Origin of the sequence: Salmonella sp. SAL-020, from assembly GCF_017372215.1 — a bacterium.
Lineage (GTDB): Bacteria > Pseudomonadota > Gammaproteobacteria > Enterobacterales > Enterobacteriaceae > Salmonella > Salmonella enterica.
In genome coordinates this window covers 168,761-183,810 of the sequence record NZ_CP071690.1, presented here as the reverse complement: position 1 = coordinate 183,810, position 15,050 = coordinate 168,761, and the positions used below count along the sequence as shown (strand labels likewise).

The 15,050-nt window shown below is 54.2% G+C and carries 14 protein-coding genes; 11 read left to right on the top strand and 3 right to left on the bottom strand.

Translation table 11 applies throughout. From position 1 onward, the window contains the following. Positions 1-77 precede the first annotated feature (77 nt). Positions 78-878, bottom strand: coding sequence for an IclR family transcriptional regulator YiaJ (gene yiaJ / locus J1G48_RS00850; protein WP_000081338.1), 801 nt, complete (start codon positions 876-878; stop codon positions 78-80). A gap of 229 nt (positions 879-1,107) precedes the next feature. On the opposite strand from yiaJ, the gene yiaK reads away from it, so the two are divergent. The 10 genes from yiaK (at position 1,108) to araD (ending at position 10,129) form a co-directional block, all read left to right on the top strand. Further along, complete coding sequence (yiaK, locus tag J1G48_RS00845; RefSeq protein ID WP_000869008.1) at positions 1,108-2,106, top strand: 3-dehydro-L-gulonate 2-dehydrogenase; 999 nt, start codon at positions 1,108-1,110, stop codon at positions 2,104-2,106. Positions 2,107-2,117: 11 nt separating this feature from the next. Continuing rightward, positions 2,118-2,582 carry a YhcH/YjgK/YiaL family protein gene (locus J1G48_RS00840; protein ID WP_000576102.1) on the top strand — a complete coding sequence of 155 codons (465 nt, stop codon included), beginning with the start codon at positions 2,118-2,120 and terminating at the stop codon, positions 2,580-2,582. A 23-nt stretch (positions 2,583-2,605) separates the two neighbouring features. Continuing rightward, the gene (locus tag J1G48_RS00835; protein ID WP_000794979.1) at positions 2,606-3,538 is read left to right on the top strand and encodes a DUF4862 family protein; all 933 of its coding nucleotides are present in this window, start codon (positions 2,606-2,608) and stop codon (positions 3,536-3,538) included. A gap of 138 nt (positions 3,539-3,676) precedes the next feature. Then, positions 3,677-4,150, top strand: coding sequence for a 2,3-diketo-L-gulonate TRAP transporter small permease YiaM (yiaM, locus tag J1G48_RS00830; protein ID WP_000832316.1), 474 nt, complete (start codon positions 3,677-3,679; stop codon positions 4,148-4,150). Positions 4,151-4,152: 2 nt separating this feature from the next. After that, positions 4,153-5,430 (top strand): 2,3-diketo-L-gulonate TRAP transporter large permease YiaN, encoded by a 1,278-nt coding sequence (yiaN, locus tag J1G48_RS00825; protein WP_000301822.1) that lies wholly within the window; start codon positions 4,153-4,155, stop codon positions 5,428-5,430. An 11-nt stretch (positions 5,431-5,441) separates the two neighbouring features. Then, entirely contained in the window at positions 5,442-6,428 is a 987-nt protein-coding gene (gene yiaO / locus J1G48_RS00820; RefSeq protein ID WP_000766328.1) for a 2,3-diketo-L-gulonate TRAP transporter substrate-binding protein YiaO, read from the top strand. A gap of 3 nt (positions 6,429-6,431) precedes the next feature. Next, positions 6,432-7,928 (top strand): FGGY-family carbohydrate kinase, encoded by a 1,497-nt coding sequence (locus J1G48_RS00815; RefSeq protein WP_000074095.1) that lies wholly within the window; start codon positions 6,432-6,434, stop codon positions 7,926-7,928. Beyond that, positions 7,925-8,587: a 3-keto-L-gulonate-6-phosphate decarboxylase UlaD gene (ulaD, locus tag J1G48_RS00810; RefSeq protein WP_000089527.1), complete on the top strand. Its 663-nt coding sequence runs from the start codon at positions 7,925-7,927 to the stop codon at positions 8,585-8,587. The genes J1G48_RS00815 and ulaD overlap by 4 nt, the downstream gene beginning before the upstream one ends. Next, a complete protein-coding gene (locus tag J1G48_RS00805) occupies positions 8,580-9,440 on the top strand; it encodes an L-ribulose-5-phosphate 3-epimerase (protein ID WP_001244037.1) in 861 nt (286 codons plus the stop codon). Before ulaD ends, J1G48_RS00805 begins: the two co-directional genes overlap by 8 nt. Further along, positions 9,434-10,129, top strand: a complete 696-nt coding sequence (gene araD, locus J1G48_RS00800) for an L-ribulose-5-phosphate 4-epimerase (protein WP_000893174.1) — start codon at positions 9,434-9,436, stop codon at positions 10,127-10,129. Before J1G48_RS00805 ends, araD begins: the two co-directional genes overlap by 7 nt. Positions 10,130-10,289: 160 nt before the next feature. On the opposite strand, the gene J1G48_RS00795 is transcribed toward araD, so the two are convergent. Beyond that, positions 10,290-11,105 carry a helix-turn-helix domain-containing protein gene (locus J1G48_RS00795; protein WP_000891818.1) on the bottom strand — a complete coding sequence of 272 codons (816 nt, stop codon included), beginning with the start codon at positions 11,103-11,105 and terminating at the stop codon, positions 10,290-10,292. 263 nt (positions 11,106-11,368) lie between these two features. Between J1G48_RS00795 and J1G48_RS00790 the strand changes: the two genes are divergently transcribed. After that, positions 11,369-13,324, top strand: coding sequence for a glycoside hydrolase family 127 protein (locus J1G48_RS00790; RefSeq protein WP_001101523.1), 1,956 nt, complete (start codon positions 11,369-11,371; stop codon positions 13,322-13,324). 117 nt (positions 13,325-13,441) lie between these two features. Here J1G48_RS00790 and aldB read toward each other — a convergent pair whose 3' ends face one another. Beyond that, positions 13,442-14,980, bottom strand: a complete 1,539-nt coding sequence (aldB, locus tag J1G48_RS00785) for an aldehyde dehydrogenase AldB (protein ID WP_000183988.1) — start codon at positions 14,978-14,980, stop codon at positions 13,442-13,444. Positions 14,981-15,050: the final 70 nt, after the last annotated feature.

Genomic DNA, 15,050 nt, shown 5'->3' with positions numbered 1-15,050 from the left:
CCATTCCCCGCCGCTTTGATCCCACTACGCAAACGGACAAATTTTGTCAGATGCCTGATAAAACCTGGCGAGCTGTCTTATTCGCGAACGGTAAATCCCAGCTCATTAGAGATAGCCTGTGCGGTTTCACGCAACGGTTTGAGCAGATTTTTCTCGCCGATCTGTTTTAGCCGTGACGTCGACAGTGAAATAGAAATGGCGTAAGGCACTCGATGGTGAATATCAAACACAGGCACAGCAATACAGGAAACGCCTAGTTCATTTTCTTCGCGATCCATCGCCATGCTGGTTTCACGAATTTGCGCCAGCTCATCGTACATTGCTGGTAAATCGGTAATGGTATTACGAGTCAGCGGCTGGATCTGATCTTTATGGCTTTCCCAGTAAGACGCCACATAATCCGGCTGACCAAACGCCATATAAATTTTCCCCATCGCCGAGCAGTACAGCGGCATATGCTGGCCAATGTAGGCACGCGTGCGCAGCATACCGGTGGTCGGTTCCAGCTTATAAATCAGGATAGCGTGGTCATCTTCACGGCTGGAAAAATTCACCGTCTCGCCGGTGGCCAGGTTGAGCGCCTCAAGGTGCGGTGCCGCAACGTGGATGATATTCAGCGATGACAGGGCTTTTTGGCCGACGGCAATAAACTTTGTCGTCAGACGGTAGCTTCCGGCCGCCGGCGCTGGCGTCACGTATCCGCAGGATTGAAGCCCCTGCAACAAACGATGGACGGTACTCTTGTTCAACCCCGCCAGCTCCGACAGGTGCGCCAGTGGGCAACCGTTCGGGTAGTTACTCAAAATTTCTATCAACATCAGGCCACGAAACAGGCTCTGACTCCCCGCAGGCTTCTCTTTATCGTTGTTCTGGCTCATCAGAAAACTCTCTCCTTTCTTGGGCGATCAGATGGTAGCTCAAAGTGTGTTGCAGTTCACGATATCAGCATAAAAAACATAACCCGATGATTTTAATCTTTTTTAAAAAGCTTCTCTGGCGTTGCCATGTCAATTTTTGATCTATATATTTGGAACTACATTTCGCATTATGAAATTTATCGACAAAAAAACATACTAAAATTTCTAACAATCGACCAGGAGAACAGGGATGAAAGTAACTTTCGAAGAGTTAAAAGGGGCCTTCTACCGCGTCTTGCGGTCGCGGAATATTGCGGAAGATACCGCCGACGCCTGCGCGGAAATGTTCGCTCGCACCACCGAGTCCGGTGTCTATTCCCACGGCGTGAACCGCTTTCCCCGCTTCATCCAGCAACTGGATAACGGCGACATTATTCCTGATGCTAAACCGCAGCGAGTTACCAGCCTCGGCGCCATCGAACAGTGGGATGCTCAGCGCGCTATCGGCAACCTGACGGCGAAAAAGATGATGGACCGGGCCATCGAGCTGGCTTCCGATCATGGTATTGGCCTGGTGGCGTTACGTAATGCTAACCACTGGATGCGCGGCGGCAGCTACGGCTGGCAGGCGGCGGAAAAAGGCTATATCGGCATTTGCTGGACCAACTCCATCGCCGTCATGCCGCCGTGGGGGGCGAAAGAGTGCCGTATCGGTACCAATCCGCTGATCGTCGCTATCCCTTCCACGCCGATCACGATGGTGGATATGTCGATGTCGATGTTCTCCTACGGAATGTTAGAAGTTAACCGTCTGGCGGGCCGCGAACTGCCGGTGGATGGCGGTTTCGACGATAACGGTCAGTTGACCAAAGAACCGGGCGTTATCGAGAAAAATCGCCGCATTTTACCAATGGGTTACTGGAAAGGATCTGGTCTGTCGATTGTGCTGGACATGATTGCCACCCTGCTTTCCAACGGCTCTTCCGTTGCCGAAGTGACCCAGGAAAACAGCGATGAGTATGGCGTCTCACAGATTTTCATCGCCATAGAAGTGGATAAGCTGATCGATGGCGCAACCCGCGATGCCAAACTGCAGCGGATTATGGATTTCATCACCACTGCTGAACGCGCCGACGACAACGTCGCGATTCGGCTGCCCGGCCACGAATTTACCAAATTGCTGGATGACAACCGCCGTCACGGTATCACCATTGACGACAGCGTCTGGGCCAAAATTCAGGCGCTGTAAGGAGCCACATCATGATTTTTGGACATATTGCGCAGCCTAATCCGTGCCGGCTACCGTCGGCCATAGAGCAGGCGCTCGATTTCCTGCGCAATACGGACTTTCGCACGCTGGAACCTGGCGTAGTGGAAATCGACGGCAAAAATATCTTCGCGCAGATTATCGATATGACCACCCGCGATGCTGCTGAAAATCGTCCGGAAGTCCATCGCCGCTATCTGGATATTCAGTTTCTGGCATGGGGCGAAGAGACAATTGGGGTTGCCATTGATACCGGTAATAATCAAATCAGCGAGTCATTATTAGAACAGCGCGATATTATTTTTTATCACGACAGTGAACATGAATCATTCATTGAAATGATACCGGGAAGTTATGCCCTGTTTTTCCCGCAGGATGTTCATCGTCCCGGTTGTAATAAAAGCATTGCTACGCCGATACGGAAAATAGTCGTAAAAGTCGCCATAGACGTTTTATAAAATAGAGTTTACTGGAGCACAAAATGAAAAATAATACCGGTTATATTATCGGTGCGTACCCTTGTGCACCCTCATTTCACCAGAAGAGTGAAGAGGAAGAGACGGAATTCTGGCGGCAACTCTCTGATACTCCGGATATCCGGGGGCTGGAGCAGCCTTGTCTTGAACATCTTCACCCGCTCGGCGACGAGTGGTTATTGCGCCATACACCAGGGAACTGGCAAATCGTGGTCACCGCGATAATGGAAACCATGCGCCGCCGTAGCGAAAACGGCGGTTTTGGATTAGCGTCCAGTGACGAGGAACAGCGTAAAGCCTGCGTGGAGTACTATCGTCATCTGCATCAGAAGATCAATAAAATCAATGGGAACAATACCGGCAAAGTCATAGCCCTTGAGCTTCATGCCGCCCCGCTGGGGGGCAATCCGAACGTGGCGCAGGCAACCGACGCCTTTGCGCGCTCATTAAAAGAGATTGCCAACTGGGACTGGTCCTGCGACCTGGTGCTTGAACACTGCGACGCGATGACCGGCCCCGCACCGCGCAAAGGATTCTTACCGTTAGTAAACGTACTGGAAACTATTGCCGACTATGACATAAGCGTCTGCATTAACTGGGCGCGCTCGGCTATTGAAGGGCGGGATACCTCTCTACCGCTGATCCATACGCAGCAGGCCAAACAGGCTGGAAAACTCGGGGCGCTGATGTTCTCCGGTACAACGCTGGATGGAGAATACGGCGAATGGCAGGACCTCCATGCTCCGTTTGCACCTTTCTGTCCACAAAGCCTGATGACGGAGAAACATGTTCAAGAACTCATTACCGCCGCCGCTCCCGAACTGTTGCAGTTTACCGGTATTAAATTGTTGGAAATCAATGCCAGTGCCGATATTAATCACCGCATAAATATATTACGCGATGGTATTAACATAATGAAAAAGGCCACACGCCGCTAACCTGAATTAAACATCATCACCTTAATTCTCGGCCTGCAACTCAACGTTGCGCCGACCTAATATAAACCAAACATAAGAAATTAAGTTCCACTATTCAGCATCGAAAGAGATAAGTTTCTATAACCTGATGGAGTCGTTATGAAGCGGGTACTTGAGGGCATACTTGCGGTATTAATTGCCGTACTTTCCTGCATTGTATTTATTAACGTTATTTTACGTTACGGTTTTGAGAGCAGTATTTTGTCGGTAGATGAACTATCACGTTATCTATTTGTATGGCTGACGTTTATTGGCGCCATCGTTGCATTTATGGATAACGCTCACGTTCAGGTCACTTTTGTGGTGGAAAAACTTTCGCCAGCGAATCAGCGTCGACTCTCGCTGCTGACACATTCGCTGATTTTATTGTTATGCCTCGCATTAGGCTGGGGCAGCCTGCAAAAAGCGTTGCAGGACTGGAGCGATCACTCGCCAATCCTCGGTTTACCGATCGGCCTGATGTATATCGCCTGTCTGCCCACAAGCGTTGCCATCGCGTTAATCGAGCTGCGTCGGCTTTATCACTTAATAACGCGTAACGATTCCTTTCAACAACCACAGCAAGGAGCCTAATCATGGCCGTGGTGATATTTCTCTGCTGCCTGCTCGGCGGGATCGCGATAGGTTTACCCATCGCCTGGTCGCTGCTGCTTTGCGGCGCTGCTCTGATGGCATACCTGGATATGTTTGACGTGCAGATTATGGCGCAAACCCTGGTTAACGGCGCGGACAGTTTCTCCCTGCTGGCTATTCCCTTTTTTGTTTTGGCCGGTGAAATCATGAACGCGGGCGGCCTGTCAAAGCGAATTGTCGACCTGCCGATGAAGCTGGTCGGCCATAAACCCGGCGGCCTGGGCTACGTGGGCGTTATTGCGGCAATGATTATGGCCAGCCTTTCCGGCTCTGCGGTAGCAGATACCGCTGCGGTCGCCGCGCTGCTGGTGCCGATGATGCGCTCCGCAAACTACCCGATCAACCGCTCCGTTGGGTTAATCGCTTCCGGCGGGATCATTGCGCCAATTATTCCACCCTCGATTCCTTTTATTATCTTCGGCGTTTCCAGCGGCTTGTCGATCAGCAAGCTGTTTATGGCCGGGATCGCACCGGGCATCATGATGGGCGCGGCGCTTATGCTCACCTGGTGGTGGCAGGCCGGGCGATTAAATCTCCCTTCTCAGCCTAAAGCAACACCGCGTGAAATCTGGCAATCATTGGTTTCAGGTATCTGGGCGCTGTTTTTACCGGTGATTATTATCGGCGGCTTCCGTTCCGGACTTTTCACGCCAACGGAGGCAGGGGCGGTTGCCGCGTTTTACGCCCTCTTTGTCGCCGTTGTTATCTATCGGGAATTAACGTTTTCCAGTCTCTACCACGTGCTGGTCAATGCCGCCAAAACGACGTCAGTCGTCATGTTTCTGGTGGCCGCGGCCCAGGTATCCGCCTGGCTGATTACGATCGCGGAATTACCCATGATGGTGTCAGATTTGCTGCAGCCGCTGGTCGACTCTCCGCGACTCTTATTTATCGTCATTATGATCTCAATTATGGTCGTCGGTATGGTGATGGATTTAACGCCAACGGTGTTAATTCTTACCCCTGTATTATTGCCATTAGTTAAAGAAGCCAATATTGACCCGATTTATTTCGGCGTCATGTTCATTATTAACTGCTCTATTGGATTAATCACACCGCCCGTTGGCAACGTCCTCAACGTTATTTCCGGGGTAGCAAAATTGAAATTTGATGACGCGGTAAGAGGCGTATTCCCTTACGTTGTCGTACTGATGTCGCTGCTGGTTTTATTTATTTTTATTCCCGAGCTAATTATCACACCGCTTAAATGGATTAATTAAAGGATAATATTATGAAATTACACGTTATTGCTCGTTCATTATTGATAGCTGGTCTGACGGTTTTCAGCGTGTCGTCTCTGGCGGCGCAATCTTTACGTTTTGGTTATGAAACACCGCAAACTGACTCCCAACATATTGCCGCGAAAAAATTTCACGAATTATTAAAAGAAAAAACTAACGGCGAATTAACGCTAAAACTCTTTCCTGACAGCACATTAGGTAACGCCCAGGCAATGATCAGCGGGGTGCGCGGCGGAACTATTGATATGGAAATGTCCGGTTCGAACAATTTCACCGGCCTGGCCCCTGTATTCAACTTACTTGATGTCCCCTTCCTGTTTCGCGATACCGCGCATGCGCATAAAACGCTCGACGGCAAAGTCGGCGATGAACTGAAAAAATCACTCGATTCAAAAGGGTTAAAAGTGCTGGCCTACTGGGAAAACGGCTGGCGCGACGTCACCAACTCCCGCGCGCCGGTAAAAACGCCGGGCGATTTGAAAGGCTTAAAAATCCGCACTAACAACAGCCCAATGAATATCGCGGCCTTTAAAATCTTCGGCGCGAACCCTATTCCGATGCCGTTCTCCGAAGTCTATACCGGCCTCGAAACCCGTACGATTGATGCCCAGGAACACCCTATCAACGTCGTGTGGTCAGCGAAATTCTATGAGGTACAGAAATACCTCTCCCTCACTCATCACGCCTATTCGCCTCTGCTGCTGGTGATCAATAAAGCCAAATTCGACGCTTTAAGCCCGCAGTTCCAGGAGGCACTGCTGAGTTCCGCCAAAGAAGCGGGTGACTATCAGCGCAAACTGGTCGCCGAAGATCAGCAAAAAATTATCGATGGCATGAAAGAAGCCGGAGTTGAAGTCCTGACCGATATCGACCGTAAAGCCTTCAGCGATGCGCTGGGCAGCCAGGTGCGCGATATGTTCCTGAAAGACAACCCGCAGGGCGCCGATCTCCTGAAAGCCGTGGACGAGGTGCAATAAGTCATGAGCAACTACTGGCTGGGGTTAGATTGTGGTGGGAGTTGGCTAAAAGCCGGGTTGTACGATGGCGCAGGCCGGGAAGTAGCGGTGCAACGCCTGCCGCTGCACGCTTTAAGCCCGCAGCCAGGCTGGGTTGAACGCGATATGACCGAACTGTGGCAACAGTGCGGCTCGGTCATCAGCAAACTGCTGACGCACACGGGGGTGAGCGGCTCACAAATCCGCGGTCTGGGTATTTCCGCTCAGGGTAAGGGCCTGTTCCTGTTAGATAAAAGCGATCGGCCATTAGGTAAAGCGATACTCTCTTCCGACCGTCGCGCCATGGAAATTGTCCAGCGCTGGCAAAAAGAAGCGGTTCCGCAAAAACTCTACCCGCTGACTCGGCAAACCCTGTGGACCGGGCATCCGGTCTCCCTTTTACGCTGGGTAAAAGAGAATGAGCCGCAGCGCTACGCGCAGATAGGCAGCGTCATGATGACGCATGACTATCTGCGCTGGTGCTTAACCGGCGTGAAAGGCTGTGAGGAGAGCAACATCTCCGAGTCCAACCTCTACAACATGGCGACGGGCCAGTACGACCCGCGTCTGACCGAGTGGCTGGGCATCAGTGAAATCGACAGCGCGCTGCCCCCCGTGGTGGGTTCAGCCGAAATCTGCGGGGAGATCACCGCTCAGGCAGCCGCCATCACCGGTCTGGCGGCGGGCACCCCCGTCGTCGGCGGCCTGTTTGATGTGGTTTCCACCGCCCTTTGCGCCGGTATTGAGGATGAATCAACGCTCAATGCGGTGATGGGCACCTGGGCCGTCACCAGCGGCATCGCTCACGGCCTGAGCGACCATGAGGCCCATCCTTACGTCTATGGCCGCTACGTCAATGACGGGCAGTATATCGTTCACGAAGCCAGCCCGACCTCCTCCGGCAACCTCGAATGGTTTACCGCCCAGTGGGGCGACCTCTCTTTTGACGAGATCAACCAGGCGGTCGCCAGCCTGCCGAAAGCCGGTAGCGACCTCTTTTTTCTGCCGTTTCTCTACGGCAGCAATGCCGGACTGGAGATGACCTGCGGCTTTTACGGCATGCAGGCGCTGCACACCCGCGCCCACCTGCTGCAGGCGATTTATGAAGGCGTGGTCTTCAGCCATATGACCCACCTCAACCGCATGCGTGAACGCTTTACCGACGTTTGCGCCCTGCGCGTTACCGGCGGCCCGGCCCACTCCGACGTCTGGATGCAGATGCTGGCGGACGTCAGCGGTTTACGCATTGAGCTGCCGCAGGTGGAGGAGACCGGCTGCTTCGGCGCGGCGCTGGCTGCCCGCGTCGGCACCGGCGTATATCGCGATTTCCGCGAGGCCCAACGCGACCTGCAGCACCCGGTGCGCACGCTGCTGCCGGACATGACCGCGCACGCCCTCTACCAGCGCAAATACCGCCAATACCAGGATTTGATTGAAGCACTACAGGGCTATCACGCCCGTATTAAGGAGCACGCATTATGAGCCGACCATTACTGCAACTGGCGCTCGACCACACCAGTCTGGAAGCAGCCCAACGCGATGTCGCCCTGCTACAGGATCATGTCGATATCGTTGAGGCCGGAACCATCCTTTGTTTAACCGAAGGCCTTAGCGCGGTGAAAGCCCTGCGAGCGCAGTGCCCGGAAAAAATCATCGTCGCCGACTGGAAAGTGGCCGATGCTGGTGAAACCCTGGCGCAGCAGGCTTTTGGCGCTGGCGCCAACTGGATGACTATCATCTGCGCCGCGCCGCTCGCGACCGTCGAGAAAGGCCACGCCGTCGCGCAATCCTGCGGCGGTGAAATTCAAATGGAGCTGTTCGGCAACTGGACGCTGGACGACGCCCGAGACTGGTATCGCACCGGCGTGCGTCAGGCGATTTATCATCGCGGACGCGATGCGCAGGCCAGCGGGCAACAGTGGGGAGAAGCGGACCTGGCACGCATGAAGGCGTTGTCCGACATCGGCCTTGAACTATCGATTACCGGCGGCATTACCCCAGCGGATCTGCCGCTGTTCCGCGACATTAACGTTAAGGCATTTATCGCCGGACGCGCGCTGGCAGGTGCCGCCCATCCGGCGCAGGTCGCCGCCGAATTCCACGCCCAAATTGACGCCATTTGGGGAGAAAAGCATGCGTAATCATCCATTAGGTATTTACGAGAAAGCACTGGCGAAAGATCTCAGTTGGCCAGAGCGGCTGGTGCTGGCAAAAAGCTGCGGTTTTGATTTTGTTGAGATGTCGGTGGATGAAACCGACGAACGTCTCTCACGCCTGGAGTGGACCTCGGCCCAACGCGCTTCGCTGGTGAACGCGATGCTGGAAAGCGGCGTCGCCATCCCGTCGATGTGCCTCTCCGCCCATCGTCGCTTCCCTTTTGGCAGCCGCGACGAAGCGGTACGCCAGCGGGCGCGTGAAATCATGACCAAAGCCATTCGCCTGGCGCGCGATCTCGGTATCCGCACCATCCAGTTGGCAGGTTACGACGTCTATTACGAAGAGCACGACGAAGGCACCCAGCAACGTTTCGCCGAAGGGCTGGCGTGGGCGGTGGAACAGGCCGCAGCGGCGCAGGTGATGCTGGCGGTGGAGATCATGGATACCGCGTTTATGAACTCCATCAGCAAGTGGAAAAAGTGGGACGAGATGCTTTCGTCACCGTGGTTCACCGTTTATCCAGACGTCGGCAACCTCAGCGCCTGGGGGAACAACGTGACCGCCGAGCTGAAGCTGGGTATCGACCGTATCGCCGCAATTCATCTGAAAGATACGCTGCCGGTGACCGGCGATAGCCCCGGCCAGTTCCGCGACGTGCCGTTTGGCGAAGGATGCGTTGATTTTGTGGGCATTTTTAAAACGCTGCATGAGCTGAATTATCGCGGTTCATTTCTGATTGAGATGTGGACAGAGAAAGCCAGTGAGCCGGTGCTGGAAATTATCCAGGCCCGCCGCTGGATTGAATCACGGATGCAGGAAGGAGGTTTCACATGTTAGAGCAACTGAAAGCCGAGGTGCTGGCGGCCAACCTGGCCCTCCCGGCGCACGGGCTGGTCACCTTTACCTGGGGCAACGTCAGCGCGGTCGATGAGACGCGCAAGCTGATGGTCATTAAGCCTTCCGGCGTCGAATATGAGGTGATGACCGCCGACGATATGGTGGTGGTAGAGATCGCCAGCGGTAAGGTCGTTGAAGGCAACAAAAAACCCTCGTCCGATACCGCGACCCATCTGGCGCTCTATCGCCGCTATCCGCAGATCGGTGGGATCGTGCATACCCATTCCCGCCATGCGACGATCTGGTCGCAGGCCGGGCTCGATCTGCCCGCCTGGGGCACCACCCACGCCGACTATTTCTATGGCGCGATCCCCTGTACCCGACTGATGACCGTTGAGGAGATTAACGGCGAGTACGAGTATCAGACCGGCGAGGTGATTATTAAAACCTTTGAAGAGCGCGGTCTGGATCCGGCGCAAATCCCGGCGGTATTAGTTCATTCACACGGCCCGTTTGCCTGGGGTAAAAATGCCGCCGATGCCGTCCACAACGCCGTGGTGCTTGAGGAGTGCGCCTATATGGGGCTGTTCTCGCGCCAGCTGGCCCCCCAGCTGCCGGATATGCAGCCTGAACTGCTCGATAAGCACTATCTGCGTAAACATGGCGCGAATGCCTATTACGGGCAGTAATACCGGCAGTCACAGCCTGTGTCGGATGGCGGCTGCGCCTTATCCGACCTACAAGATGTGCAATATCAATACGTTGTGATGAACTCTTGTAGGCCCGATAAGCAAAGCGCCATCGGGCATTCAGTTTGCAACCGCGTTGTCAGAGGGCCAAAGATTATACTCAAGAATTAACGTGTTCCTTACTGTAGCGCCGCTTCCAGGCGGTAGGCGTCAGGCCGGTGTGCTTGCGGAAGATCTGGCGAAAGTAACCAACGTCATTAAAACCGCACCGTTCCGCCACCTCTTTTAACGAACGCGCGTCGCTAATCAGCAACTTTTCCGCCTCGCGCACCCGCTGGCGGTGGATGGCTTCCGTTAGCGTAAGGTGAAATACCCGCCGATAAACGCGTCCCAGATAATCCACATTGCAATGCAGTTCTTTCGCCAGAACCGAGCTGGAAAGCGGCAGGTGATAGTGCGTTCGAATCAACTGCTGTACTTTCCAGGCCAGCGACACGCCAGCGGCCTCGGCGTTTTCATTCTGCCGGGCGTCAACGGTGAGCTGCTGCAAAATCAGCAGCACGATGAACTCCAGCGCCGGGCTGCGCTGGTGCTTTTCCTGCTCGTTCATAAACTGGCGAAAAAGCGCAATCAGCGCCTGCGGATCGGCAACCTGGGTATGCTGCGGCACGGAAAGATGCGTCAGCCAGCGCGGGTTGCTGTCCGGCGCTTTGACCTCAAAATGGAGCCAGTAAAATTTAAGATCGGCGGGAAACTCCTCAACGCCAATATGGCGGCGATGCGGCCAAAGCAACAGGCTTTCCCCGGCTTCGACACAGAAAACACATTCTTCTTCCTGAATTTTCAGGCAGCCTTTTTCCACAAATATAATTTCCCACGATTGCAGACGCCTGGCAGGATGACGCCCAATGCCGCGAGAAATAAATAATCCGCCGTTTTGGACTTTAATCGGTAATGTCATGGATAATTCGAGCATTAATATGTCATTTCCCGCTCATTCAGCACCGTATTTCATATTAGCTTTTGATTATTAACTAAAAATAGTCATTTCACTCGATCCATCTCACATTTTTAAATACGGGTCGGAATCGTCATCTTTTTTTACTCTTTTATCGCCTTGTCGCTCACCGCTATCTGGGCAAAATGAATCAGGTCATAACGCGAAAATAAAAATTACTGCCATAAAATACCCCGTCAGCGAGGAATATCTATGACCTCTACAGCCTTAAGGAGCACGAAATGAACGTACTGGAAGTCGATCTGCATAAACTGACGGTCAGCGATCCGTTCCTCGGACAGTATCAACAACTGGTTCGCGATGTGGTTATTCCTTACCAGTGGAATGCGTTAAACGATCGTATTCCAGAGGCTGAACCCAGCCATGCCATTGAAAATTTCCGCATTGCCGCAGGCCAGCAGACGGGCGACTTTTACGGCATGGTCTTTCAGGACAGCGACGTGGCGAAATGGCTGGAAGCGGTTGCCTGGTCACTGTGCCAGAAGCCCGATCCAGCGCTTGAGAAAACCGCCGATGAGGTGATTGAACTGGTGGCCGCCGCGCAGTGTGACGATGGCTATCTCAATACGTACTTTACGGCAAAAGCCCCGCAAGAACGCTGGAGCAACCTGGCGGAGTGCCACGAGCTTTATTGCGCCGGGCACCTGATTGAAGCGGGCGTCGCCTTCTTTCAGGCCACTGGCAAGCGTCGGCTGCTAGACGTCGTTTGTCGCCTGGCCGATCATATCGACAGCACTTTCGGCCCTGGCGAAAATCAGCTGCACGGCTATCCGGGCCACCCGGAAATTGAGCTGGCGCTGATGCGTCTGTATGAGGTAACAGAGCAGCCGCGCTATATGGCGCTGGCAAGCTACTTTATCGGGCAGCGCGGCGTCCAACCGCACTTCTACGACGAAGAGTACGAAAAACGCGGCCAGACCTCGTACTGGCATACCTACGGCCCGGCGTGGATGGTCAAAGACAAAGCCTACAGCCAGGCGCATCTGCCAATTTCGCAGCAGCAGACGGCCATTGGCCACGCGGTACGTTTTGTCTATCTGATGACTGGCGTGGCGCATCTCGCTCGCCTGAGCAACGATGAAGGCAAACGCCAGGACTGCCTGCGCCTGTGGAAAAATATGGCGCAGCGTCAGCTGTATATCACCGGCGGGATTGGCTCGCAGAGCAGCGGCGAAGCCTTTAGCAGCGATTACGATTTACCGAATGATTCGGTCTATGCGGAAAGCTGCGCTTCAATCGGCCTGATGATGTTCGCCCGCCGGATGCTGGAAATGGAAGCCGATAGCCAGTACGCCGACGTGATGGAGCGCGCGCTGTACAACACCGTCCTCGGCGGTATGGCGCTGGATGGCAAGCATTTCTTCTACGTCAACCCGCTGGAAGTGCATCCAAAATCGTTAAAATTCAACCATATTTACGATCACGTTAAGCCCATCCGCCAGCGCTGGTTTGGCTGCGCCTGCTGCCCGCCGAATATCGCCCGCGTGCTCACCTCCCTTGGTCACTACATCTACACGCCGCGTGCGGATGCGCTGTACATCAATATGTACGTGGGTAACAGCATGGAAATACCGGTTGGAAATGGCGCGCTCAAACTGCGGATTGGCGGGAACTACCCGTGGCAAGAGCAGGTGAAGATCGCCATCGACTCTGTGCAGCCGGTACGTCACACGCTGGCGCTACGTCTGCCGGACTGGTGCCCTGAGGCAAAAGTGACGCTCAACGGGCTGGAAGTGGAGCAGGATATTCGCAAAGGTTATCTGCATATCCGTCGGACCTGGCAGGAGGGCGATACGATAACCCTGACGCTGCCGATGCCGGTTCGCCGCGTGTATGGCAATCCGCTGGCGCGTCACGTCGCCGGTAAGGTCGCCATTCAGCGCGGGCCGCTGGTCTATTGCCTTGAGCAGGCCGATAACGGCGAAGAACTGCATAATCTGTGGTTACCGAAAGAGAGTGAGTTCCGGGTCTTTGAGGGCAAAGGGCTTTTTGCGCATAAGATGCTGATTCAGGCTGAAGGCGAGAAGCAAAGCGCCCCAGATGCGCAGCATCAGGCGTTGTGGCACTACGATAACGCGCCGTCATCGCGCCAGCCGCAGACGCTAACGTTCATTCCGTGGTTTAGCTGGGCCAACCGTGGCGAGGGCGAAATGCGGATTTGGGTTAACGAGCGGTAATACTGTGCCGGATGGCGACTGCGCCTTATCCGGCCTACAAGATTTGCAATATCAGTATATTGCGATGAATTTTTGTAGGCCCGATAAGCGCAGCGCCATCGGGCATTACCTCTTGCGTCAGAACAGCCCCAGCGGCTTATCGGAATAGCTCACCAGCAGGCACTTGGTTTGCTGGTAGTGTTCCAGCATCATCTTATGCGTTTCGCGCCCGATGCCCGACTGCTTATAGCCGCCGAACGCAGCATGTGCCGGATAGGCGTGATAGCAGTTGGTCCATACGCGCCCGGCCTGAATGCCGCGCCCCATCTTATAGGCCAGATTGCCGTTGCGGCTCCAGACGCCAGCGCCCAGGCCGTATTGGGTATCGTTAGCGATTTCCAGCGCCTCCTCCATGGTTTTAAAGGTGGTTACCGCCAGCACCGGGCCAAAGATCTCCTCCTGAAAGACGCGCATATTGTTCTTACCAAACAGAATGGTAGGCTCAAGGTAATAGCCCTCTTTAAGTTCGCCATCCAGCTCCTTGCGTCGCCCACCGGTCAGAATATCGGCCCCCTCTTTTTTACCGATATCGATATAATTGAGGATAGTCTCAAGCTGGCCGTGGGAGACCTGCGCCCCCATCTGTGTACCGCTATCTAGCGGGTTCCCGCTGCGAATGCTCTCTACCCGGCGAATAGCGCGCTCCATAAAGCGCTCATAGATGGACTCCTGGACCAGCGCACGGCTTGGACAGGTACACACCTCGCCCTGGTTAAAGGCAAACAGGGCAAATCCCTCCAGCGCTTTATCAAAGAACGCATCTTCCTCATCCATCACGTCGGCGAAGAAGATATTGGGCGACTTGCCGCCTAACTCCAGCGTCACTGGAATAATATTCTGCGTGGCGTACTGCATGATCTGTTGACCCACTTCCGTCGAACCGGTAAACGCCACCTTCGCGATACGTTTCGAGGTCGCCAGATATTCGCCAATCTCGCCGCCCGCGCCGTTCACGACGTTGACGACGCCCGGCGGTAACAGATCGCCAATGACTTCCATTAACAGCAGAACGGAAAGCGGCGTCAGGCGTGCCGGTTTAAGCACCACGCAGTTACCCGCCGCCAGCGCGGGCGCCATTTTCCAGCTTGCCATCAACAACGGAAAGTTCCACGGGATTATCTGTCCCACGACGCCAAGCGGTTCGTGAAAATGGTAGGCCACAGTTTCGCTATCAACTTCGCTGATCCCGCCCTCCTGCGCACGTATACAGGAGGCGAAATAGCGGAAATGATCGATCGCCAGCGGTACGTCGGCGGCGCTGGTTTCACGAATCGGTTTACCGTTATCCCAGGTTTCCGCTGTCGCCAACAGTTCGAGGTTTTGTTCCATCCGATCGGCGATCTTAAACAAGATAGCGGCACGGTCTTGTACTGACGTATGCGCCCACTTATCTTTCGCCTTATGCGCGGCGTCGAGCGCTAAATCGATATCTTTTTTACCGGAGGAAGCGACTTCACATAGCGGCTGGCCGGTCACTGGCGTCAGGTTTTGATAATATTCGCCGTCGGCGGGCGCAACCCAGTCACCACCAATAAAATTGTCATAGCGGGCTTTTAACTTCAGTGGGTACCCGTATTCACCTGGCTGAATACGTGTTGAAGGGGGATTGTTCGTCATGACCAACTCCTTATTGTAAAGGTACTCCACAAGGGTAGACGGTGCTGGTGAATTTTTCGCCAATGATTTC